13 protein-coding genes are annotated in these 22,459 nt (G+C 58.0%); 1 reads left to right on the top strand and 12 read right to left on the bottom strand.

Annotated elements, in window-relative coordinates; genetic code table 11:
* Nucleotides 1-25 precede the first annotated feature (25 nt).
* Nucleotides 26-802 carry a ferredoxin--NADP reductase gene (locus B597_RS45475; RefSeq protein WP_003296173.1) on the top strand — a complete coding sequence of 259 codons (777 nt, stop codon included), beginning with the start codon at nucleotides 26-28 and terminating at the stop codon, nucleotides 800-802.
* 632 nt (nucleotides 803-1,434) lie between these two features.
* On the opposite strand, the gene B597_RS47955 is transcribed toward B597_RS45475, so the two are convergent.
* The 12 genes from B597_RS47955 to B597_RS45420 all read right to left on the bottom strand — a co-directional run bounded on the left by B597_RS47955 (nucleotide 1,435) and on the right by B597_RS45420 (nucleotide 21,719).
* A complete protein-coding gene (locus tag B597_RS47955; RefSeq protein WP_305809519.1) occupies nucleotides 1,435-1,665 on the bottom strand; it encodes a BPSL0761 family protein in 231 nt (76 codons plus the stop codon).
* A 125-nt stretch (nucleotides 1,666-1,790) separates the two neighbouring features.
* Complete coding sequence (locus tag B597_RS45465) at nucleotides 1,791-4,910, bottom strand: type I restriction endonuclease subunit R (RefSeq protein WP_003296176.1); 3,120 nt, start codon at nucleotides 4,908-4,910, stop codon at nucleotides 1,791-1,793.
* A gap of 9 nt (nucleotides 4,911-4,919) precedes the next feature.
* The gene (zorD, locus tag B597_RS45460; RefSeq protein WP_003296178.1) at nucleotides 4,920-8,171 is read right to left on the bottom strand and encodes a type I Zorya anti-phage system protein ZorD; all 3,252 of its coding nucleotides are present in this window, start codon (nucleotides 8,169-8,171) and stop codon (nucleotides 4,920-4,922) included.
* Nucleotides 8,171-9,847, bottom strand: a complete 1,677-nt coding sequence (zorC, locus tag B597_RS45455; protein ID WP_003296180.1) for a type I Zorya anti-phage system protein ZorC — start codon at nucleotides 9,845-9,847, stop codon at nucleotides 8,171-8,173. Before zorC ends, zorD begins: the two co-directional genes overlap by 1 nt.
* On the bottom strand, nucleotides 9,848-10,585 hold the full coding sequence (gene zorB1, locus B597_RS45450) for a type I Zorya anti-phage system protein ZorB1 (RefSeq protein WP_003296184.1): 738 nt from the start codon (nucleotides 10,583-10,585) through the stop codon (nucleotides 9,848-9,850).
* An 11-nt stretch (nucleotides 10,586-10,596) separates the two neighbouring features.
* The gene (gene zorA1, locus B597_RS45445; protein WP_031323843.1) at nucleotides 10,597-12,792 is read right to left on the bottom strand and encodes a type I Zorya anti-phage system protein ZorA1; all 2,196 of its coding nucleotides are present in this window, start codon (nucleotides 12,790-12,792) and stop codon (nucleotides 10,597-10,599) included.
* A 60-nt stretch (nucleotides 12,793-12,852) separates the two neighbouring features.
* A complete protein-coding gene (locus B597_RS45440; protein WP_003296186.1) occupies nucleotides 12,853-14,175 on the bottom strand; it encodes an McrC family protein in 1,323 nt (440 codons plus the stop codon).
* Complete coding sequence (locus B597_RS48020) at nucleotides 14,172-15,434, bottom strand: AAA family ATPase (RefSeq protein ID WP_003296188.1); 1,263 nt, start codon at nucleotides 15,432-15,434, stop codon at nucleotides 14,172-14,174. The genes B597_RS45440 and B597_RS48020 overlap by 4 nt, the downstream gene beginning before the upstream one ends.
* A gap of 47 nt (nucleotides 15,435-15,481) precedes the next feature.
* Nucleotides 15,482-16,747 carry a 5-methylcytosine-specific restriction endonuclease subunit McrB gene (locus B597_RS45435; RefSeq protein WP_003296189.1) on the bottom strand — a complete coding sequence of 422 codons (1,266 nt, stop codon included), beginning with the start codon at nucleotides 16,745-16,747 and terminating at the stop codon, nucleotides 15,482-15,484.
* Nucleotides 16,744-18,024 (bottom strand): restriction endonuclease subunit S, encoded by a 1,281-nt coding sequence (locus B597_RS0223905; RefSeq protein WP_082321596.1) that lies wholly within the window; start codon nucleotides 18,022-18,024, stop codon nucleotides 16,744-16,746. The genes B597_RS45435 and B597_RS0223905 overlap by 4 nt, the downstream gene beginning before the upstream one ends.
* A complete protein-coding gene (locus B597_RS45430) occupies nucleotides 18,014-19,939 on the bottom strand; it encodes a class I SAM-dependent DNA methyltransferase (protein WP_003296192.1) in 1,926 nt (641 codons plus the stop codon). Before B597_RS45430 ends, B597_RS0223905 begins: the two co-directional genes overlap by 11 nt.
* Before the next feature lie 844 nt (nucleotides 19,940-20,783).
* Nucleotides 20,784-21,719 (bottom strand): integrase domain-containing protein, encoded by a 936-nt coding sequence (locus B597_RS45420; RefSeq protein WP_031323838.1) that lies wholly within the window; start codon nucleotides 21,717-21,719, stop codon nucleotides 20,784-20,786.
* Nucleotides 21,720-22,459: the final 740 nt, after the last annotated feature.

Here is a 22,459-nt window from a genome sequence, read left to right as displayed (position 1 = left end):
CCTTTTGACTGTTGGAGGATTTGCCATGGCTGCAATCGGTACCGAAAGCGTTCTCAGCGTCCGTCACTGGAACGACACCCTGTTCAGCTTCACCACCACCCGTGATCCTGGCCTGCGCTTCGAGAATGGCCACTTCGTGATGATCGGCCTCGGTGTCGAGGGCAAACCGCTGATGCGCGCCTACAGCATCGTCAGCGCCAATCACGACGAGCATCTGGAATTTCTCAGCATCAAGGTGCCGGACGGCCCACTCACCTCGCGCCTGCAGCATCTGAAGGCTGGCGATCCGATCCTGGTCAGTCGCAAGCCGGTCGGCACCCTGGTCATGCACGACCTGCGGGCCGGCAAGCACCTCTACCTATTCGGCACCGGCACCGGCCTGGCTCCGTTCATGAGCATCGTCCGTGACCCGGATGCCTATGAACGTTTCGACAAAATCGTGCTGGTGCATTGCGTGCGTCACGTCAGCGAACTGGCCTACTACGACTACCTGACTCTCGAATTGCCGCAGCACGAATTCCTCGGCGATGACGTGCGCGAGAAGCTGATCTATTACCCCACCGTCACCCGCGAGCCTTTCCGCAATCAGGGCCGCATCACCACCCTGGTGGAGACCGGCAAGCTCGCCGCCGACATCGGCCTGCCGCCCCTGAACAGGGACAGCGACCGGGTGATGCTCTGCGGCAGTCCGGCAATGCTGGACGAGCTGACCGCCATGCTTGATTCAATGGGTTTCGAGGCATCGGCGCAGCAGGGTGAACCGGGCGATTACGTCATCGAACGTGCTTTCGTCGAAAAATAGTATTGCGGAAAATCCCTGTGGCATCGCGCCCTGGCCGAGGCATCGATAGTCGGTGCCGCGGCGTCCGAGAATTGCCCGGTGATTTTCAGCTAGAGCCATCGTCGAGCTCTCACCCGCTCGACCACACCAGCTCGTTCAGCTCAGTCTCTGCCGCTTGCAGCAAAGCCGCTGCCGCCTTCTTTCGCTCGTGGCCATGGCGCGCCTGATAAACTCGGACCTCGTCCTGTAACCTAGCTGGGCTACCCGTCTCTTTTTCTTGCACGACTTAATCGTGGCAAATTGGTGACGGCAACCTCTGGTACAACCTTATTTAAATTTTCCACAGAAAATTCGATACGCAACGAAATCCCCCACCGAAAAGCCGGCAAGATAACCGAAAGCAATAATGCAAAATTCGATAAAAGATAGCTCGAACCCAATCAGTACGTGGCCTGCGATAAATCGCACATTCAGCGTCGCCCCCATGATGGATCGGATCGCTTTTCTTGAATCGCCTGATTTCTAGAGACCTACAGGACGAAGCAAGAAAATCCGTACCACTTTTTTACCACCACGCAGGCAATCAGATGCGTTTTCCCCTGCATGGATCGTTAGGACCAGCCTAAAGAAGGCCACAGAGAACTGCGTAGCACCTACTCGAAAACCGGTGACCACAGTGAGATTAGTGGCGGTAGGTCAGCACCCTCCAACCCTGTCACTGCTTTTTCCAGCAATGCGAGCTGGGTAATCTGGCCAGGCTCTGGGTAATGCCTTAGCAGCGCCTTAGCCTGCGTGCGTATCATCTCAGGTAAAGCGGGATCACTTTTGAGTTGCAAGAGAAACTGTCGAGTCTCAACTACCGCCTTTGTCCGCTCGCACGCCATTGTCATGTCGGTCTCCATTCAGCAGCCGGAATTACGCTAAGCAACGCGCCACTCCCCAGCAGCACCTTAGCGACAACGCAGGGGACTCGTCGATTTGAAGCAAACCCCGGAAACTCAGGCATGCCCTACGACCAACTAGCACAAAGCGTTTCAGCTTGCGCAAGCACCAGTTGCGCTGCCTCTTCCTGCTGGTCCGGCGGGTATTTGTATTTGCGCAGGATGCGCTTGACCATCAGCCGCAGCTTGGCACGCACGCTGTCGCGATTATTCCAGTCGACCGTCACGTTCTGCCGCAGGTTGGCGGTCAGTTCATGGGCGATCTTGGCTAGGATCTCATCACCCAGCTCGCGTACTGAGGCCTCGTTGTTGGCCAGGGCATCGTAGAAGGCCAGCTCGTCGTCATTCAGTCCCAGTTGCTCGCCCCGCTTGCTTGCAGCGGCGAACTTCTTGGCCATCTCGATCAGCTCCTCAATGACCTGGGCGGTTTCGATGGAGCGGTTTTGGTAGCGCTTGATGACACTATCTAGCAGTTCGGAGAACTTCTTCTCCTGAGCCAGGTTGCTGGCGAACTTACTCTTGATCTCGCCCTCCAGGAGCCGCTCCAGCAGTTCCACCGCCAGGTTCTTCTCCGGAAGGTTGCGCACCTCGGCAAGGAACTCATCGTCGAGCAGGCCGATGTTGGGTTTGTCCAGGCCCACCGCCTCGAACACATCCACCACCTCACCGGAAACCACGGCATTGCCGATTATCTGGCGGATGGCCAATTCGCGGTCTTCGTCAGTCTTCTTCTTGGCGCTGATTTCGCGCTTGGTCAGCACCACCTTGATGGCCTGGAAAAAAGCCACCTCGTCGCGCACCGCTTTGGCTTCATCCAGGGTGCAGCACAGGGTGAACGCCTTGCTCATGGCCAGTGCGTTGTCGGCGAAGCGCTTTTTGCCGTCCTCCAGTTCCAACACGTGGTTGGCGGCGCCGGCCAGCAGCTTGTGACCACCTGTCAGATAGTCGCTGTAGTTGAAGCCATACAGTAGGCCACGCAGCACATCCAGCTTCTCTTCCAGCACCGCGTAGGCTTCGTGGGCATCCACGGTGGGTCGCCCCCTACCCTTGCTGGCGGTGTACTCCTTGAGTGCCGCCTTGAGTTCATTGGCGATGCCGATGTAATCCACCACCAGGCCGCCCTGCTTGTCCTTGAACACGCGGTTCACCCGGGCAATGGCCTGCATCAGGTTGTGGCCCTTCATGGGCTTGTCCACGTACAGGGTGTGCACGCAGGGCGCGTCAAAGCCGGTCAGCCACATGTCGCGCACGATGACCAATTTGAGCGGGTCGGCGGGACCCTTGAAACGTTTCTCCAAGCGCTTTTTCACCTGGCTGGGATAGATATGCGGGCGCAGCAGCGCCTTGTCCGAGGCGCTCCCGGTCATGACGATCTTGATCGCGCCCTGCTCTGGGTCCTCGTGGTGCCACTCAGGACGCAGTTCGACGATCGCGTCGTAGAGGTGCACGCAAATCTCGCGGCTCATGGCCACAACCATTGCTTTGCCCGGCATCTGGCCCATCTCTACCAGGCCCAAATTTCGCTCTTCGAAGTGCGCCACCAGATCCGCCGCCACGCTCTTGATCCGCGGCTCAGCCCCCACCACCTTCTCCAGCGCCGCCCAGCGCGACTTCAGCCGCGCCTGCTGGTCCTCTTCCTCATCCTCTGCCAGTTCATCTACTTCATCATCGATATGCGCCAGCTCGCTGTCTTTGAGCGACAGCTTGGCCAAGCGCGACTCGTAGTAGATGGCCACCGTGGCGCCATCCTCCTTAGCCTGCTGCATGTCATAGACGTGGATGTAGTCGCCGAACACCGCACGAGTATCACGGTCTTCGCTGGACACCGGCGTACCGGTAAAGGCCACAAAGGTAGCGTTGGGTAGAGCGTCGCGTAGATGCTGGGCATAACCCACCTGATATCGGGCACTGGCCTCCGCCACCTTAACGTCTTGTACCTTCAGCGAAGCGCTGAAGCCGTATTGAGTGCGGTGCGCCTCGTCGGCTACCACCACGATATTCGAACGCGTGGACAAGACCGGGAAACTGTCTTCATCCTCGCCTGGCATGAACTTCTGGATAGTGGCGAACACAATGCCACCACTGGGCCGGTTGGCCAGCTTCTCGCGCAAGTCACCACGCGTCACCACCTGCACCGGCTGTTCGCGCAACAAATCCTGCGACAGCGAGAACACGCCGAACAGCTGGCCATCCAGGTCATTGCGGTCGGTGATCACCACGATGGTCGGGTTCTCCATCGCCGACTCCTGCATCACCCGCGCGGCGAAACAGGTCATGGTGATGCTCTTGCCGGAGCCCTGGGTGTGCCAAACGACCCCGCCCTTGTGCGTGCCGCCCGGACGCGAGGCGCTGACCACCTGCTGAACGGCCGCGCGCACCGCATGGAACTGGTGATAGCCAGCAATTTTCTTCACCAGCTGGCCGTCGTCCTCGAACAGTACGAAATAGCGCAGATAATCCAACAGCATCGCCGGCTGCAGCACACCACGCACCAGCGTCTCCAGCTCATTGAACTCGCCCAGCGGATCGACCGTTACACCATCGATGGTGCGCCAACGCGCGAAGCGCTCGATGTCCGCCGACAGCGAGCCCATGCGGGCCTCACTGCCATCGCTGATTACCAGAATCTCGTTGTAGTGGAAAACGTCTGGAATCTGCTCCTTATACGTTTGAATCTGGTTGAAGGCCTTGTTTAGATCAGCATGCACGTCAGCTGAGTTTTTCAGCTCCAGTAGCACCAACGGCAGGCCATTGACGAACAGGATGATATCCGGCCGGCGCGTATGTTTCGGCCCTTGGATGCTGAACTGGTTGATAGCCAGCCACTCGTTGGCTCGCGCATCGGCCCAGTCGATCAACCGCACGAAATCGCCACGGGTCTCGCCGTCCTTCTGGTATTGCACCGGCACGCCGCCGACCAGAAGGCGATGGAACAGGCGGTTGGCCGACAGCTGCACCGGCACGCCCAGCTCCAGCACCTGGCGCAAGGCGTCCTCACGCGCCGCCAGCGGGACCTGCGGGTTGAGCCGGGCGATGGCCGTGCGCAGGCGCATGGTCAACAGCACATCGTGATAGCTCTCGCGCTCGGGGTTACTGCCGTCGCAGGCGATATCCGGGCCATACAGATGCACGTATCCCAGTTCACTGAGCCAGCCGAGGGTTTCCTGCTCCAGCTGATCTTCAGTCATTGTTCAATCTCATCCTTGCGCCCTTAACAGTTCCCCAAACTCAGATGCCTGAAGCTCAGATGCCCCCTGCAGCATGTCCCGCGCCAACGCGCGTCGCTTCTGTAGCAGCTCATCCAGCGTCGCCTCAAATGTAGGTATCCTCGCATCACGCACAGTCGGGTAATAGACGTACACGTCCTTTTCCTGACCAATCCGGTACGCGCGATCGGTGGCCTGATCCTCTTTGGCTGGATTCCAGCAGCGAGTGAAATGGATAACGTGGTTGGCTACCTGCACGTTCACACCAAATCCAACCGCAACAGTGGAGAGGATGATCACCGAAAAGCCAGGCTGCTCTTGAAAATGATCGATAAGTCGCTGCCGGCTCTGTGCACTCTGACTGCTGGTGCTGGTATCGCCGTTGATCACCGTGGGTTTGAAGCCGAAGCGTTCCTGAATCGCATGTTGCAATTCACGTTGGACGTCCCGCAACTCGGTGAAAAGGATGACCTTATCGCCGCTTCCCGAACGCGCAATATTATCCAGTGTGCTTAAAAGCCATTGCAGCTTCGGCGAGTGTTCCCTCAAGCGTGGATCAGGCTGCACGCTGAATGGGTGCGCGCACACCAACTTGAGCTTGTGCAGCAAACCGAGCATGCCGCTCTCTCGCTGCTCCAATTGTTCCTGCATCTGCTGCTTCTGTGTGTACTGAGCAACCTCGGACAAATAGAGATTGCGCTGTAACGTGTGCATCAGCAGCTTGCGGCACCCCTGGTCCTCAATTTTGGCCGGGAGATCCTTCGCCACATCCTGCTTGGTACGCCGTAATGTCTGGGGCTCGATAAGCCCACGCAGGCGTTCAAGCGCTGCTGTATCGCGCTCCAAGCCTGCTTCAATGGGGCGTTGATACTCCCGACCGAACTGATTTAGCCCCCCCAGGAAGCCCGGCTGAATAAAGTCGAAAAGACACCACAAATCGATCAGCGTGTTCTCAACCGGCGTACCCGTGCAGGCGATACGGAATCGAGAGGGGATTGCTTTCGCCGCTTGCGTGATCAGCGCCGCCGGGTTTTTGATCTTCTGCGCCTCGTCGCAGATCACGATGGCCCACTGCTGCCGTGCCAAGGAGAGTTCCTGATCTCGCAAGGTTTCATAGGTGGTCAGCACGATTCGAGCATCGCCCATCCAACCCGGCCGGAGAAGATTTTTTATTCCCTTGGCCTGCAGATCCTCCGGAATCTCGTCCCTCTTGAACTTAACAGCGCTGAGCGCTCCACCATAAAGCTTCAATACCGGCAATACATCCGCATAGAAGAATCGCTGCAGCTCACGCTCCCAGTTATCCAACAGGGAAACGGGGGCAACAATCAGGACCGGTTTACCCTGAGGGTTCTGCTCCAAATACCAAACAACGAAGGTCAGCAGTTGAATGGTCTTACCCAAGCCCATGTCATCGGCAAGCAAGCAACCTGCGACATGATCCGGTGACAAGCCAAACAGGTGCTGCATCCATGCCACACCTTTCATTTGATGATCGCGCAGCTGAACTTCGGGGCGAAGCAGCTCTGGAATATCCGCATTGGCATGCCGCCCCGCCAACAGAGCCGCCTCACGGCGCTGGGCATAGGTCGCTTCCTCAATGTTGTGCTCGATATGCAGCACCGCACGGCCAGCGACGGGCTCAGTCACAACAGGTGATTTAGGCTCGACCGGATTAAGCTTCTTCGACCAGGCCTCATAAAGCTGCTCCGCGACCTGGAAAGGTAGCGGGGTTTCAGTACCCGGTAGACATACTTGTTCATCACCCGCCACACGCGCCTGGTCGATGCGGTGCTCAAACTCTTCAAAATCTTCACGGCTAGCAGGATCCCACTGACTGAGCAGATCGCCATCCATCCCGAGCTCTTTCACATCGACCGGCAACCAGTTTTCCGTTGCCTCTTTCACCAAAAATGGAGATGTAATGCGCTCCGCCTCACCTATGCCGACAACGCGATCACCATACGAGGCCAAATCCAGCACTTCCTCAAACGTCTGCCCGGCCTCCTGGCGCTGCCAGTGGCGCAAAAGCTCATTGACCCCTGCCAACTGCGCGAGATCGAAGTCACTCAGCTCCAGCTCATAGCCCTGCCAGAATCCCGCGGGCATACCAGCCGCCAACTTCACTTGCAGCTCATTCACAAATGGCGCGAACTCGTGGGCAAAATCGAAGCGCAGCTCAACTTCAGGTAGCGGCTTGGCCGAGATAGGTTCAAGGAACAGACCAATCGACCGAACATGCTTGCCGTCCTCACCTAGACAAGGTTCCAGGCGAAAACGATGGAAGTAGATGCCCGCATCGGCCAGCTGCTCCTCATATTCGTCCGCATCAACAACCTTCTCGGCTGCATCCCCGATCACGCTGTAGGGGTTGCGCACCAGTGACAGCGCTTCATCACCGGCCACACGCCGACCCGGTAATGCGCGTACAGACTCAAGCACCGCCTTTACATCCGGCTCAATGAGTACGTGCGTCACCGAACCATCGGCGCCCGGCACCCGGTACTTATCCTGCACCTGCTTGTAACCATCGAAACTGGCCAACCAATTGTCAGGCTGCCCGTCAAACGCGACATCTAACTCGATAATCGGCGTACCGGATACTACGGCCTTGCGTGGTCTCAGCTTCAAGTGCTCAGGCCTAACCACCACGGTCTTGTCGAGAAATCCGTCCAATACCGCACCAGCGCGTTTGGCCAACTTACGGATATTGGCCCAGCCGATTTGGTTGGTGACCTCTCCCGGAGCCTGCTGCTGAGCGGCATGCAAATCCCGAATGGCCTTTAACAGCTCCCAGACCGCTGGCGGCAACAACTCAGTGGTTGCAGCATGGCGCGCCATGGCGCCAACACGCTCGAAAGTAACCGGGCTGCCCGTCTCCGAATTGCGCCAGGACTGGACAAACACCTTGAAATCCGGACCCGACAATCCCCCGGTACTGGCCAACTGCGGTTGCAGCTTGGCAATCGCGGGCAAGCCAAGCAAAGGAAGGCTGCTAGCGTGCGCCGGATCATCCAAGAGCTGATAGATTGACTCCCAAGGCAACAGCCAGCGATCACTCAGCTGGCTGGCATAGTCTTCTTCGAAGAGCTGGTCCAGGTAGGCAGCAACGGGCCAGCTTGTATCGTCATCGGCCAGACTCAAGGCATAACAAATACCTTGTTCCTCAATCTGGTAAGCACCAGGCGCTGCCCCCTTGGCAGATTGAGAACGATCCTTCCCGGAAAAAAATCGGCCGAGCATCAAAGCCTCCAGAACATGAGTGCATTGTTTTTCACAGCCTTGAAGCCGAGGCGCAGCAGCGCTGTTTTGGCAGCCGCATCATCCCTGGCAAGCAAAACCTGGTAGACCCCACTTTTCGATCGGTGGTCGAAGGTCTTATAGGGCACACTGCCCAACATCGACCTAACCTGCACGTCCAGCGAATCACCCGTGCCAGGTGCAGACGCAGCCGTATGAACAGCGGGTTTGTCACCGGAAAGGCGGGGTTGCGTAAATGACGCTGGACGCTGTGCGACGATTCCCAGCGTCCGGAGCTCATCATCAAACTTCTCCAGCCACCCTTCGACTACGTTGGGTCGCCGCGGGGCTGGAGAGTGGGACATACGCTTCAGCGCCCGTCCTTGCTGCTTCAGCTCAGTTGCCAGCCCCAGCACCGGTTTATCAGGATTAAATGGTGCGGCATCGGCACGATAGACGTAGCAAGCATTGCCGGTACCAGAAAACTCCACAAAGAAGTAATTGCCGATCTGCATCACCACGGCATTGTTGTGACTAGGCCCTCCCGCGAGCTGACTTAAGCGGCCTTTGTTCTTCTCACGAAAAGCCACGAAATCACTACCCCGGTCATGCCACGCATCACCTCCCATCACAATCCGCGTGTAGCTCATCTGATTGGCAAAGCGTAACCAGTAAAACAGGCGCGACTGGTCGACCTCCGCCTCGCCCTTGAGCAAGGTGAAGAAGTGCTCCAGATCCTCCTTGGCAAACCAGGCAACCACCATCGCGCAAACAGGTTGCTCCACATACTGCAACCATGCGTTCTGCTTGGAACGCATCTGTGGGCTGCCCCAGTGCTCCAACGCAGCCTGCTTGAGTAGCGAGGACGACTGCTCGCGATACCGCGAACGGTGATAACGAGTCAGGCAGGCACTTAGCACCTGATTGAGATAGCGCGTATTCAGCTGCCCCAGAGCTACCAACTCCGGTAGGCGCTTCAGGAAGGTTTCGTCATCCAGCAGGAAAATGCGCGAAAGCAGAACCGCAAAAATCCGCTGCCACAACCAACTACCATCCGGCACCTGGGCAATGGCCTGTAGTGAGGAAAGATCACGCGCCCTGCCCTCGAATATCTCCTCTGCCAGACGGGTTCCAGCCTGAGCGCCGAACAGTTCGCGATGCTCGGCAACAATGCGCATCCACTCTTTTTCACGACCGATACGCTGCCTGACAGCATCGAAGCCGCGATCAATATCGTCACGCAGCACCCGCCAGTTCGCGTTGTCGTCAGGTTTGTGCTCATCGTAGGCAAAGTAGCTGAAACACAGCGCCAGCCAGTCGCGGCGGCTAAGTGTCCGTTGCTCGATACGGCCAGCCACCTCCCGATGAACACGGTCGAACAGGTGATCGTCCTCCAGCACCGGAACACTGACTTCATCGTCATCAGCCAGCCCGGCAAAAACCAGGCGCCACTCCGATGAAGTCAGCGCCTGCTCACGCTTGAACTTGCCAAGAGCCAGCAAGCGTTTCTCGCGGGGCGGTGCCAGGGCTTTTTCGACCTGGTCAAAACGCCGAGAAAGCTCAGTGTTGACGCGTTTCAGCGCCACCATGCTACTAAACCCGGCATCGCCGCTGCGCTCATTCTGGCGCTGCAAGCCAGAAGTGATGGCCGCCGACAGAGACGACAGAGCCCGGCTCATCTAGCGCATCTCCAACTGGCACTTTTCGTTTGCCGCATAAGCAAACTCAAGCGCCGGTTCCTGACCTTCATGCTCCTGGTCCTTAAGCCCGAAGAACTGCATGCGCAGCTCCACCCGCCGACTCTCCTCCTTGCTCTCCTTGGCATTGTTGAACGACACACCACCAGCCAGGAACATGGAGCGAATCTGCTGCTGACGCTCAGCTGAAAGCCCTTTCTGCACCGGGCTGCGGCTATCGAGCAGACTGCACATCACCCACTCCGAGCGCTGCAGCGAGAGGTGCAGGTTGTACAGGTAAGAGCCGTCCGTATCGGTGAAGCCCTCAATCACCACCTGCTTGAGCCACTTGCGTCCCTCTTCGCTGTCAGCGGCATCCAAGATCAACGGCACAACATCCTGCAGGGCCTGCTGCCCCTGGCTGTTGAGAAAGTATTGATTGTGGCCAAAGCGCCCAGCCTCACCGAAGCTAATGCGGTTATCCCGGCAGTCCACCACGATGGTGGAGTTAAGCCCTCCCGCCCTCAGTTTGAGATCCTGGCAAAGCTTAGCAATGTCCTTACCGCGCTGTTTCTCACCTTGCTCAGCCTGCTGAATACGCTGCGTCACCGAGCTCAGCGAGGCCACCATCACCACCAGAAACAAGATCATCATCGCCGTCATAAGGTCGGCGAATGAAATCCAGAAAGGCTTCTCGCCCTCGTCACGCGCCCGAGCGGGAGCGGCTGATTTGCCGAACATGCTCTACCCCCTTAGCGGCGCTGAACGCGCTCCATGATGTCACTGAAGTCTTCCAGGCTTTCCTTGACCCCTTCGACACCACCGGCCAGGCTGGTCATCGCCTTATGCAGCTCGGCATCCAGGCTACCCAGCGTCAGCCGCAGGCTACGATCTACCCCCTCACTAAACTCGTTGAAGCCCTTGCCCAGCACGGCACTGATCTGCTCTAGGTAGTCGTTCACTTCACGATTGAGCGTCTGCAGCCGCTCGCCTTGCAGCTTCAGATCCTGCAGGTATTGGCTGCGCCCAGCGGACTCCCCCTGAGTAGTGGCAACCACCCCCTGAATGACCGCAAGCGTCTGATTTAGCGCTTCGCGGTTATTGCGATAGTCGGCCACCACACTGGTCAGTTCGCGGGAAGCGCCAACCAGATCGCCGCTCGTGCCCTGCAGCGCACCCAGTACGCTCGCAGTCGCCTCCCCGGCTTTACTCACGCTCTGCCCGGCGCTGTCGAAGCGCTCGGCTGCCAGGCGCATCTTCTCGGCACCTTGTTGCATGCTCTGCAAGTGTTGCTCGGTTTGCGCACCGAGTAGCTTGAGGCTGTCCTGCATCGCGCCTTGCTGATCGGCGACGGCATCCAGCAGGGTTTTCACCTGCTCTTCCAGACCGCCAACCACCTCGCGTGTACCACGGTGCAGTTCGACTTGGGCGGTCTTGCTGGCCTGTTCCATCTGCGTACGGTTTTGCTCAAGCTGCTTGAAGAGGCCGCCCAATTGCTCGCCCAGCACATCTACCGAGCCGGCGATCTTCGCCATGGTTTCCTGCTGGCCCTGGCCAATGCTCTGCTGCAGGGATTCGACAAAGATCTGCAGATTCTCCGCCATGGCTTGCTGGCGTGCCTCGCTATCGGCAAACAGCTTCTCCAACTGCTTGGCCATCCGCTCACCAGCCCCCTCCCCTTCACTGCCGATACGCGCGATGGACGTCTGCAGACTGGCCAGCATCTCGTTCATCCCGGCCTGCATGCTGTTTTGCCCAGCCTGCATGTCGGACAGCAGCTGCGCGATCATCTTCGCGCTGTTCTGAGATGAAGCCTCGCTCGCCGAGCGCATGTCGCCGACCAGCTCATTGAAGCCCTGCTGCATGGACTGCATAGCCGCGACCGACTGCCCCAGCATCTCATGCAGACCGTTGAACTGCTGGCCAAAGGTACTTTCCAGCTTACTCATAAAGGCTGTGAGCACATCGGTGAGCAGGCTCTGCACCTGGTTGCTCTGGTCGCCGCTGGCGGTATTCACAGCTCCGGCGATGGCCTCCAGGGGAGACTTGAGGCTGTTCTCGATGGCGCCGCCAATCTGCTCGGCCAACACCTGACCAGAGTCGCGGTAACTTGCCGAAAGAGAATCGGCCAACTTGAGGTTCTCACGCACCTGGGTATCTACCAGGTTTTGCAGCATCTCACGCAGATCGGTAACCAGGCTGTCCTTGAGCTGACGGGTCTGGATCGAACTCTCGTTGCTCGACTTCACCAGCTCCGCCAGGTACTCCTCGCCCACGCCGCTGTCGAACAGCCCGTCGATACTCTCAGTCAGGGATTCCAGATGCTTGTAGCAGCGGCCTAGGCGCCACTTTTCGGTCAGCGTCACGCCAATAGAAGCGAAGATCGAGAAGAAGGAGCCGAGGAAGGCAAATAGCACGTCCTTGAGCAACTGATCGACGCTGGAGCTGACCTGCTCGGGTGTGCTGGGGTCGAAGTGCTGCAGGCCCAACATCAAGCCGAAGAAGGTGCCGACAATACCGATCCCCGTCAGGATGCCCGGCAAGTGCTTGTAAAACTCGGTGCCTAGTGGCGTCTCCACCACCGTTTGGGCGGTAAAGAAATGCCCCGCGCCGGCAGTTGCGCGAGAGCACAACAAGCGCCGCTCGCCCTCATGCACCTCGAACTGGTCATGCAGCGTCTCGGCATACTCCTGCCAGGCATGCCCCAGCGTATGCTCGTGGAACAACTGCTCCAGTTCGCTACGGCGCTTGGCTGGCTGCAACTTCTTGAGTTCACGCACTTGCCGTGCGAGCTTCTTCAAGCGCCGGCTCAACGCAAACGAGCGCAAGAAGTAACGCAGCAAGTACCAAAGGCACAGCACCGTCACAAGGCTAAACACAAACACAGGAGCAATCAGTTGCTCAGGTGTTGCCTTATCCCAAAGGTCCAACCACTTCGAATAGTCCATAGCCCTAGCCTTGCTTGTTTTTCAGCGGCCTCTGCGAGCCTTCTTCTTAATTCAGGTGATTCAAACAACCATCAGCTCACTGCGCTCCGCAACGAGCCTACGCTCCTGCCGCAAGGGGATCCCAGCAGACTCAGCGTCCAGTAAATGATCGCTATCTAGGTCGAAGGGAAGCACCCATAACTGCATGCCCTTGCCGTAATCAAACACCGGCAGCGCCGTCTGAAGTCCAGACCAATACGGATAAATCAGTACCAGCCTCGGCACCTCGTCGCCTCTTCGGTATTTATGCCCATAGGCAAACAGCTGATAGAAATCGTTCTGACTCAGGTCGTAGTTATTCTCAGGTTTACCGGCATCGATGCGCTTCCACTTGGTATCAAGAATCCAACGCTGCTCCGGCGTGTCGATCAGCAAGTCCGGTTTCAGGCAGAACATCTTTCCGCTGTCGTGCCTGCACAGATGGTGTCGGCTGGCTTGTGAAGTCAGATCTGCACCGTTCGGCAAGCGTTGCCGTAGCCAGCCCGCCACGTAGCACTCGAACAGCTTCTCCATCGGAAATAGCAGGCTCATCCCCCGCCATTCGCCGCTCACGGCTATCGGCATCTGCTGATTGAGGATCAGCTCGCACCATGGCTTGATCGCCTGATAATGCGCCATCAGCCGATCGCGGCTCCATGCACGCCGATCCCAGCTCACCTGTTTGCTAGACGGCACCTCGGCCAGCATCGAGCGCAGCTCATTGGCCAGGCGCCAGTTGGCGGCGTCCTGCGTGCTCTTTGCTACCTGCTCCAGCGCCAGCTTGAGCAAACGATTTTCGGCACGGTCCGGCAGGAACACGTCGTGGCGGATCTGAAAATGATGCTGGCGCCCGGGCGGCTGGCGCATCTGCGCCACCACATTCAATTGACCTCGGAGAAAACGCTGTTCCTCCTCGATGCGCTGGTAGTCGAAGCGCACGCCACGCTTGACCAACAAATCCAACTCCGCCAGAAACTGCCCCATCACCCACTCACTGAGCGGCGCATCGAACAGCTCCAGACTGGCCACCGAGACCTCACGGGGCTTGAGCTGCAGAGCCTGCTGGATCAGCTTGCGCAGCAACTGGCGACTCTTGACCAGGCAATCGCCCTGCTCATGGTGCTTGGGCAAAATCTCCAGCCGCGTGCCACAGGGCGTTTCCAGCACCCCCACATAGGAATCCCATTTCAGGACACGCCGCCCCTCCACCTGCAGCAGCGTGGCGCCATTGTGGTTGAAGCTGGCGCTCAGCTCGCACAGCCAATCAAAGGCAGTTTCGGAAATCTGCGCACAGTCGAGGTTGCCGGGCGCAACCGCCGCGGTGGTCAGGCGAGCGTATTCACGCACGGTGACGAATGCGCTCACGCATCCGCCTCCTCTGGTTCCTCATCTGGTACCTCGGCCTTGGCATTCACCGCGATTACCCCGGCATAGGCAGAAAGCCGCTTGAACGCAGCCATATTGATTCGCCACACCCCTCCTTGCGCCGGCACGCTGATGTTGCCGAACAGAGCCGCCAGATCCTGCTTGTCCTGCTCAACGAAACGGTCGATCGCCGGCTTGCGATGGTCGTTGAGCACCCACTGAATGCGCTGCCAATCTTCGAAGAAGTACTCCTGCAGCAGCGGCAGAATCTGGTTGCGGAAGATCAGTTCAAGCTTCGCCAGCCTGTCGTCATCTTTAAGCCCTTGTTCTGTCAGCGGCATAAAGTAGGCATGCCCCAGGCAATGATCTCGATCTAGCAGCACCTCGATGCGCTGGTTCATAACCCGTAGCAGCTTGCCGATGTTCAGCCCCTGCAGCTCTACACCATCCAGCAAATCCGGGCGTGGCGGCATCTCGCGGAACACGAAGCGCCGGCGCAGGGCAATATCCAGCCCGGCCAGCGAGCGGTCAGCGGTGTTCATGGTGCCGATCAGGTAGACATTGTCCGGGACACTGAAATGCCGCTTCGAGTATGGCAACACGGCCTCAAGCGCCTCTGCGGCACCAGCACGTTTGGAAGGCTCGATCAGTGTGATCAGCTCACCGAAAATGCGCGAAATATTCCCGCGGTTGATTTCATCGACGATCAACACATATGGCAGCTTTGGGCCAGTCACGGCCAGCTTGGTTTCTTCGACAAGACGGTGACCAGCCTGCTGCAGCGCTTGCTGCAGTTCAGGCCAGTTGATACGGCTCATGGGGTAAACGGTTTTCAGCGTCAGTCCACGACCGCCATTGAGCTCGCCGATATCGAAGTCGATATCGGTCAGCAGCCAGTTGACCGGCAGGCGATGCACATAATCCTTGCGCACTCCCTCTGGCACCTGAGGGTTGTACTCATACTCGCCGGTAACCACACCGACCGCGCAGATACTCTTGCGAGTACCCAGGCAGACCAGCACATCTCCCTCTTCGATCTCGTTCGCGAAACTGGTCAGTGAACTCCGGTCGTTACTGCCTAGTTTGAGCGAAGGATCGGCGAGGTCGGCGTTGCGAATATCACCCACCTTATGCCAGCCGATACGGGCTTCGCCATGCTGGAAGCAATAGCGCCGGGTTCGCCCGTCACTACCAGCCTCCTCGATGGAAATTTTCCAGATGGTTGGATCCTTCTTTAGCCCCAGCTTCCGCTCCAGCACCGGGTCGCCTGTGGCATCCAGGCACAGCTGGACAAATACACCCTTAGCTACATCGTAAGCCAGCGCACCACTAGGGTTGTCCTCGCTTTCCGGGGCAAAGCCCTAAGCCCCTCGACGAAATCCTCGTAGCTGAAGCTTTGGTGAAAGGTGACGAAGCGAATGCGCTGCTGCGCAACGAACTCATCGAAATGTCGCTTCCGCTGCTCACGCGCAAGCGGCAGGTATTGCGGCGCGAGCACTTCCAGCGCGGCGTCGATCGTTTCGTATGTCTTGCCGGTGCCCGGCGGACCATAGAGGATCTGGTTGAGTGGCGGAGCCTGCCGCTTACTGTCCGGCAGTATCGATTGCGTCGCAGTGGTTTCATCCATGGAGTCAGTCTCATAGGCCAGGCAGAAGGCTTCCAGCGCCGCCATACCGGCGAGCTTGATGGACAGCGCCGGGTTGCCGAAAGCCAGTGCCGGCGCACAGGCCGCAAGGCCGCTGTGGCGCGTGTCTTCGGGTGAATAGGTTTCGCACTCCAGCCCCTCAATGGCCCGCTGCCAGTTGCCAGGCGCTACGAACAGGCTCAGCTTGCCGTTCTCGCGCAGCAAGGCCAGCTCGCGGTCATTGCTCAGGCAAAAGCCAGCCATTTTCTTGGTGACTTTGATCTCAGTGAACCGCTCAGGATCGGCGGTGAAGAAATCCAGTGCCTGCTCAGTCAGACTGTGTTTTCGATGCCACTCTTGAGCACGCGCCCATACTTGATCAGAGTAAGTAAAAAGGTTCTGCCCCTGCCGCACGGCCACCAACTGGCGTTGCAATGGCGCCAGTTGCTCATTGTGGCTGGCCTTGCGCCCGATCGCCGCGCATAGGTCGCGGGCTGCGAACACGCAGAGGATGCTTGGTTCTTGCCGGTTTTGATAAAGGAAAGCGATCTTCCACTTCACCACTGGCCCAAGATCGACCTGCTCGATTGTCTCCAGGTCGCCCGCTCGCGCCGCCTCAGCCACCGTCACGAGATGCTGGCGCACGGTGGCAAACGCCTGTGCTGCGCTGCTGCCGTACTTCTTCAGCCAGGCATGCTCGTCGGTGAACACACGATGGGGATTGCTCTTTTCCTGCTTGTCCAACCGGGAAAACACGCCGAATTTGAAAGACGATCCGCCCCAGATTGAGCCCAACGACTCAGTGTGCTTCTCCAGCCAGCGGCAAAAATGGTCGTCTGAGCCAGCTTGGTTGTATTCCCCCAAAGTCATCTGCCGCAGGCTTTCCAGCGGCCAGCGTTCGAGAAACTGGGACCACAGCGCTTCGCGCTCGGCAACGGGCTCGTTCATTGGGCAGTATCCCTATCGTTAAGCAGAGCCTGCACCTCCGGCAGGCGCAGTTGGCCGGCGATCAGGCGGGGTAAGAGGGTGTCGCGGAGTTGAGTGAGGGTTTGGGCTTGCTCGTAGTTACGACGGATTGAAATAAAGAGTGGAGTAACTGCCTCACCAAAGGCTTCGGATACTTCCTGAGATGAACGTAAGAACGGAATCCGCCACATATTGGACTGGCTGAGCTTCGCCTGAACCGCGCCGGTTATATAGGGGGTGATGATCGTTTGCTGCAGAGCAAGCATTAGATGCTCAGTTGTAACCCCAGATTTTCCTTGGAGAACGTGGGCATGGTTATTTACCCATATCTTGCCCCAAACGTACTGAGTCACAGGGTATCCCGCAGCATCAGCGACAGAGCCATCTTCACCCAACAACAGATAGACGCCATCGAACAAGTAGCTATCTACCCAGTCCATCAGAGCTGCTGCACCGTAGTACGGATATATGCCCTTACGCTTATCACGTTCCTGCCCCGACAATGGAACGCGCTGGGAGTCAAAGATTGCCGTGACCTCTTTGAGGCTCACGTATCGCCACCCCTTCGGCACCAACCCCAACTCAGACTCTTCGAAGCTATCGGGGAACAGGGCGGCGGTGGTGGCGTCCATGCCTTCCGGCTGGCGGCCTTCGGCCTTGGCGTGGACGGGGTCGAAATCGACGAACCAGGATTTGAACAGCGCCTGGGCGATGGCTTCCAGGGTGGCGTTGGTTTCGCGTAGCAGGGTGATGCGGTCGTCGAGAGTCCTCAGTATTTCTACCGCGTCATCTTGAAGATCTCGATCAATCAACTCAACAGGGAAGGCGCCCAACTGTTTTGCGTTCGCCCCAGGCTGGGCTGAGCCACTCCGGACCGCCAGTACGTATTGCCGGAACCGCTCAGTCCTCAATTGATAACCAACAAAAAAAGGGTTCACACGTGAGGCATCAGGGCGAAATCGTATTAAGTAAGAAGCGAAAACAGCAGGCGGAGGTTCATTTGCCAGCTGAGCATTTTCCCCCGTCGAGTTACCTGTACGCGCAATTACAATGTCGCCAACTTTTAGAGCATATTTTTTAGCATTAACATCAGTAGCGGGGCAGTAAGGCACCGAGCCCCAGTCAAACGTGCCTCCCTGGATATCAGTGATGCGCAAGAACTTCGGACCGACAGCTTCATTTGTCGCACTTTCTGTATATCCATAACTAACATCGCAACAGATATCGCCAAGGCTTGTATAGTTCGCTTTAGAACTCATACCCCAGCCCCCCCAGCCTCTGCCGGATCAACTGATCAAGTTCCGCACCCTTCTGCATCTGCTCGCCAAGCTGTTGGGTCAGCCGCTGCATCTTCTCGGCAAAGGCTTCGTCGTCATCCTCCACCTCTTCGGCGCCGACATAACGACCCGGCGTCAGCACATGGCCGTGCTCGGCAATTTCAGCGAGTTTGACGCTGCGGCAGAAGCCGGGAATGTCCGCGTACTCGCCGATCTCGCCACCCTTGTCCAGCGGCTCGCCGCGCCAGTTGGCGACGGTTTGAGCGATGCGTTCAATGTCCGCGTCAGTCAGCTCGATCTGCACACGGCTGACGCGGGTGCCCAGCTTGCGCGCGTCGATAAACAGCACTTCGCCGGGGCGGGCGGTTTTCTGTTTGGCGAGGAACCACAGGCAGGCGGGAATCTGGGTGTTGAAGAACAACTGGCCGGGCAGCGCGACCATGACTTCCACCACGTCGGCCTCGACCATGGCTTTGCGGATATCGCCTTCGCTGTTCTGGCTGGAGCTCATGGAGCCGTTGGCCAACACAATGCCGGCGCGGCCGTTGGGTTTGAGGTGATGCAACATATGTTGCAGCCAGGCGTAGTTAGCATTGCCTTGCGGAGGTGTACCATAGACCCAGCGCGGATCACCTTCCAAGCTGCCGTGCCACCAGTCGCTGATATTGAACGGCGGGTTGGCCAGCACAAAGTCAGCGCGCAGGTCAGAGTGCTGGTTGCGGATAAAGGTATCCGCCGGCTCCTTACCAAGGTTAAAGTCGATGCCGCGGATGGCCAGGTTCATCGCCGCCAGGCGCCAGGTGGTGGGGTTGGATTCCTGGCCGTAGATGGACACGTCGCCCAGCTTGCCGCCGTGGGCCTCGATGAATTTCTCCGACTGCACGAACATGCCGCCACTGCCGCAACAGGGGTCATACACCTTGCCATGGTGCGGGTTGAGCACCGCCACCAGGGTTTTGACGATGCTGGCCGGGGTGTAGAACTGGCCGCCCTTCTTGCCTTCGGCGCTGGCAAATTGACCGAGGAAGTATTCGTAAACCTGGCCGAGCAGGTCGCGGGCTTTATTGGCGTCGTAACCAAAACCGATAGTGGAGATCAGGTCCACCAGTTCGCCGAGCTTGCCGTCCGGCAATTGGGCGCGGGCGTAGCGTTTGTCGAGAATGTTCTTGAGCTTGGGGTTTTCCGCCTCGATGGCGGCCAGAGCGTCGTCGATTTTCTTGCCGATATCCACCTGCTTGGCGCCCGCGCGGATCGCTTCCCAGCGCGCCGCCTCGGGCACCCAGAACACGTTGACCTCGCGGTAGTAGTCGCGGTCTTCCAGTTCGGCGGTGAGGGCTTCCGGGTCGTCATCGCCCAGGTAGTAGTCGTCTTTTTCATCCAGCAGCTTGCGTTCCAGCTCGGCGCGGCGGCCAGCGAAGCCGTCAGAGATGTACTTGAGGAAGATCAGCCCGAGCACGATGTGCTTGTACTCGGCGGCGTCCATGTTGGCGCGCAGCTTGTCGGCGGTGGCCCATAGGGTTTTCTCCATGGCCGCAAGGCTGGTGGTCTGCTGCACCTTAGCCGCCCTACCCTTGCTGACGCTGGCTGCGGCGTCGGCCACATAGGCGGCACTGACTTCAGCAACCGCTGCTGGCTCAAAGCGCTCACGCGCCTTATTTAGCACCTGATCGGCCAGGCTGCTGCCCGATGCTTGCGCCCGCAGCACCGAGCCGCCGCGACCACGGCCTTTGACCAGCACGCCTTGCTCAATCAGCGCATCGCGCGCCACCCAGAACTGCTCTTCGGTCAACTCAGCAAACTGCCCATGCAATTGCTCGAACAGAGATTGATTGCCAATGCTGCCGGCCACAGGCACAGCGGCGAGCAGGGCCTGAGATAGCTGGGCCAAATCTGTCATGCATAACTCCTCGTGCGAGCCCTATGAGGTGAGCTCGCAAGTATTTCAAACGATGATGGCTGAAGAGGCTCGGGGAATCCGAAAGCGGGTCTGTAGCGCGCGTACTTTGTAATCAGAAGTACAGAGGTGAGCCGTCCCTGGGATACCGTGACTTGCCATGCTGTGATCCTCGTCACCTTATCCACTGGCCAGCGATGGGTAAAGCTATGCACGGTGTTTTTCGGCAGCACGGTCAGTTGGTCACCACTCAACATCGGGGCCGTTCCCGTACAAACCAGGCCGACACGCATCTTCGATAATGCAGGTCGCTAGTTCCTTGCTACTTGAGGAGGCCTAGCCGATTAGCTACTCGCGCCAAGGATATGTAGCACGCCTAGACACATCCAGAGTGTTTACTTATACAGGTAAAATTAGTGAGCAGATGGGAAGCTAAAAAACAAACACTCAATCGGCTCCTTGCGCTGATATTGACGAAATTTTCAGCTCTCTCTGAAATGCCTGGTTTTCATTCTCCGTCGAGATCGGACAGTCACAGCTGCTCATTTAACCGTAGTCGCCTGGGGAAACGGCCTTGGTGGTTTCTCAGGCTTGCCTGCGCATCTCCACAGCACTTCCAATGCGTAGTAGTGACCCATCCGCGTACGATCGGAGTAGCTCTGCATCACTGGGGATTTCCAGTAGCGAATCACATGCCTGGCGCCTACCTGCCCGAGGTGGGCGACTCCCAGCGACTCACAGAACACACCGAAGGCGGCCATTCGAGCTCTCTGTTGCGCCCGGTTCCGCTTTCCTCCCTTGCGTCCATATCCCCTGGTCAGCTCGTCAATCTGGCCAACTAGGCGACTCATGCCAGACCTCCAACATACGCAGCGACGACGCTGATCCGGTTATGGCCTAACTCCAATGCAATCTCGGCCCTGGCAACCCGATCAACCTCATTTTCAACGATGCAACCGGTCAGCACCGGCGCGGGATGCCCAGTCAGCTCTTGGTACCGCCGGCACGCATATGCGGCACGTAGATCGTGAAATTTGACAATGCCGTGCGCTTTCAATGTTATTCGTGCTCGGTCCAGAACAGACGTCCGGAACATCTTCCAGTCGAGGTCCGACGGTATGATCGAGATGCCCTGCGCCTGTATGGCGGCAGCAGCCTCCAGGGCCTCCAACTGATGTGCGTGCAGGATCCTCAACACGCGTTTTCGGCCGCCTTTCGTGCCATATCGGACCTCAATGCAACCATCTGATCGGGCCTGGGACATCGCTTTCCTGGCGTTTAGCAATGCGGCTTCTTGTATGCGCAAGCCGAGCGCCCAGCACAACTTCACTACTGCAGCAGCGGCCGCCTGATCACTGAGGCGCAGACTCTGTATGGCCGCGTCGACTAACTGGGCATCCATTCCCGACGGTGGTTTTTTGCGTACCGCGGTGCGTTTTGGTACTCCACAATCATGCACAGCGTTGACTCGTCTCCATTTAGGATTGGCCAGTCTCATGACGCTGTTAACCGCACTGATTAGGCGCTGCGCATACCCGGCCGTGCATTCATGGCGCGCCACTTGCTGGGCGAGCTCCGCGCCGTAGCGCATTAGCAAATCCTCCGTCACATGTTCGAGGCGGCGGATTTCCTGGGCTTGCGCATAATTGGTGAATTGCCTCCACGCCATATCTACCGAAGCAGCGGTGGAAAACGAGACATTCCGCTTCTCGCGCTCTCGATCCAGCAGGATTCGACCTGCCGATGCCATATCGCGCGTACCCACTCCGACGTTACGACCCACTCTGTCATCTCTCTCAAATCGTCAAATCGAAAGGGGGTGCCGCCGCACAGTTCAGGCCTGAGCCACCTGGCAACCCCGTTTTTTTCGCTCATGGCCGAACTGCACGGTGAGTTCTACTCGCGCTCGTAACGTACGAGGCAAACGTGAGCGAGCGACATTCGGTAAGGGGGTCGCAAACCCTGGATTTAAAATTGCCATGTTGTCTCCTATAGGCGCTGGCCAGGCTCGCTGCGCTCTCCTGTGAGAGCACGCATCCCACTCCGCGGATCAACTTTTTAAGCGTTAAGAGGTCTCCGTCACGCGATTTCACGCGACAAGAATTTACTGGAAGCCCCTGATGACGGGGCTTTTGGACGTTTTTCATAAGCCGTTACTTTTTTTAAACATCATTTAAACGGCGCCCAGTCCTAGCCTGTTGATCATAGAATCAGGCGTAGAAGCTGGCTGACAGGGTGTAAGGCAGTTTTGTTAGGCGAGCGCTGGTTGAATCCAGCATTAAGCGGGAGGCAGAGCCCCATTTTTCTTGAGGATTTCGGTAGGTACCGGCCTCAGCCGGTGTGTTGAGAAGCTGTTTATTTCCCTTGCCCAGCTAGCAAGCGCGCCACGACACATGCGTGGCTTGAGACGCGGCAAGTATAAGTAATTATACGGCTAGGCAAGTCGGAGTTATTCGCAATATTCGCTATTTAGCCGCTCCCGGGACTGCAGATAACATAGCTTGAGCTCGGTTAGCTTATTAA

It is taken from the genome of Stutzerimonas stutzeri KOS6, from assembly GCF_000307775.2.
Lineage (GTDB): Bacteria > Pseudomonadota > Gammaproteobacteria > Pseudomonadales > Pseudomonadaceae > Stutzerimonas > Stutzerimonas stutzeri_B.
This window is presented reverse-complemented; position numbering and strand designations above follow the sequence as displayed.

Bases quoted from the DNA above. Each gene is read 5' to 3' on its own strand.
- zorC (WP_003296180.1), bottom strand. From the start codon at position 9,847: ATGAGCCGGGCTCTGTCGTCTCTGTCGGCGGCCATCACTTCTGGCTTG.
- B597_RS47955 (WP_305809519.1), bottom strand. From the start codon at position 1,665: ATGGCGTGCGAGCGGACAAAGGCGGTAGTTGAGACTCGACAGTTTCTC.
- B597_RS45430 (WP_003296192.1), bottom strand. From the start codon at position 19,939: ATGACAGATTTGGCCCAGCTATCTCAGGCCCTGCTCGCCGCTGTGCCT.
- B597_RS45475 (WP_003296173.1), top strand. From the start codon at position 26: ATGGCTGCAATCGGTACCGAAAGCGTTCTCAGCGTCCGTCACTGGAAC.
- B597_RS0223905 (WP_082321596.1), bottom strand. From the start codon at position 18,024: ATGAGTTCTAAAGCGAACTATACAAGCCTTGGCGATATCTGTTGCGAT.
- B597_RS45435 (WP_003296189.1), bottom strand. From the start codon at position 16,747: ATGAACGAGCCCGTTGCCGAGCGCGAAGCGCTGTGGTCCCAGTTTCTC.
- zorA1 (WP_031323843.1), bottom strand. From the start codon at position 12,792: ATGGACTATTCGAAGTGGTTGGACCTTTGGGATAAGGCAACACCTGAG.
- zorD (WP_003296178.1), bottom strand. From the start codon at position 8,171: ATGCTCGGCCGATTTTTTTCCGGGAAGGATCGTTCTCAATCTGCCAAG.
- zorB1 (WP_003296184.1), bottom strand. From the start codon at position 10,585: ATGTTCGGCAAATCAGCCGCTCCCGCTCGGGCGCGTGACGAGGGCGAG.
- B597_RS45465 (WP_003296176.1), bottom strand. From the start codon at position 4,910: ATGACTGAAGATCAGCTGGAGCAGGAAACCCTCGGCTGGCTCAGTGAA.